This is a genomic window from Wolbachia endosymbiont of Drosophila seguyi, assembly GCF_028981765.1.
GTDB classification, from domain to species: domain Bacteria; phylum Pseudomonadota; class Alphaproteobacteria; order Rickettsiales; family Anaplasmataceae; genus Wolbachia; species Wolbachia pipientis.
Genome location: NZ_JAPQLM010000178.1, coordinates 1 through 1,357, shown reverse-complemented (window position 1 = coordinate 1,357; position 1,357 = coordinate 1). Strand labels below are relative to the sequence as shown.

At 33.8% G+C, this 1,357-nt stretch carries 1 protein-coding gene; it reads left to right on the top strand.

Annotated features, from left to right (window positions below):
* Positions 1-1,048, top strand: a 1,048-nt coding sequence (locus OZD62_RS04595; RefSeq protein WP_275019529.1) for a coiled-coil domain-containing protein, incomplete at its 5' end; no start/stop codon positions are given.
* Positions 1,049-1,357 lie beyond the last annotated feature (309 nt).

Genomic DNA, 1,357 nt, shown 5'->3' with positions numbered 1-1,357 from the left:
TACATCTTTAGCGCTTATTGTAACTTCTAATGTGCCTCTTCCTCTAATTCTTGCTTTAGCTACATTATCTATTTTGGTGCTTGCACTTTCATGTAAAATAATTAGTAATAATGTAGAATTGGAAGCAAAAGTAAAAGGTCAGTTAGAACATAAGGAGGAGATGCTTTCTCTTGAACACCAAGAGTTACGTGATGAAAATACAAGATTGAATGCAAAAGTGGATTCTTTAATGGAGGAATTGTGTCAATGCAAATTAGAAAGTGAAAAGAATAAGTTATGTTTAAAGTCAGAATATGAAGATGAGTTACGCTTAAGATTGGAATATGAAGATGAATTAAACTTGGAATTAGAACATAAAAGTAGGGAAGCTTCTTCTCTGCGTACTCAATTAACTATGTTAAGAAAAAAAGTAGAAGTAGAAGAAGTAAAACAATTAAAAACTTTAGAATCGGAAGAACAACATGAGAGCTCAGAAAGCGACATAGAAGAATTAGAGAAGAAGTTATGCCAGTCGGAAAAGGAAAAGAAAGAATTAGAAGGTAAAGTTAGTGATGAACGTCAAAAGCGCACTGATCTTGAAAGTAAAGTTGATAAATTGTGTACAAAGGAGAAAGAGTACTTATCTAAAATTAAGGAGCTGGAAAAGGAGTCATTATCTTTACAAAAAGAAGAGAAAGAATCTGATAACACATTAACAACAGTGAATGATGATCGCGATAATAAGGTGAAAGAATTAAACAGTTCACTTTTGAAGCAATCCTCTCAAATAGAACAACTTCCAAAAGCTTTATTGGAAAAGAAAAAAGAAGAAGTGCTTTTTTTGCAACGGATGATAGAATATGTAACAGATGAGGTAGAAAAATTAGTAAGGGAAAATGAAGTGATCAGAGATGATGATAAAAAAGTAATATTACAAGTGATTCAAGCAACAAAGTCTGTGTTAGTAGAAGAAGCTGCACAATATTTGCCAGGCGAAACGTCTGTTCCTTCATTTGTGGAAGATCCTGGATATACCAGTGGATGTTCTACCCCGATCAATAGCCACTAGACATTTTGAGTACAGTTGTACACTGGATACATAAAACCTTAGCCATTTTTAGCTAGTAGACTGAAAAAGGAAAGTTTGTTGTAGGTGCAGCACTATAATTCCTCCACAGATAAGAGAATTTTAATAAATATATACAAGACTGCTGAACGTGGGGGGAGGAGGGGAGTAATGAGCAATTTGCTTAGTGAGGCTAACACATTTTATTTTATAGCTAGTTCCTTAGCTACTCTTACGTTACTTACATCTTTAGCGCTTATTGTAACTTCTAATGTGCCTCTTCCTCTAATTCTTGCTTTAGCTACATTATCT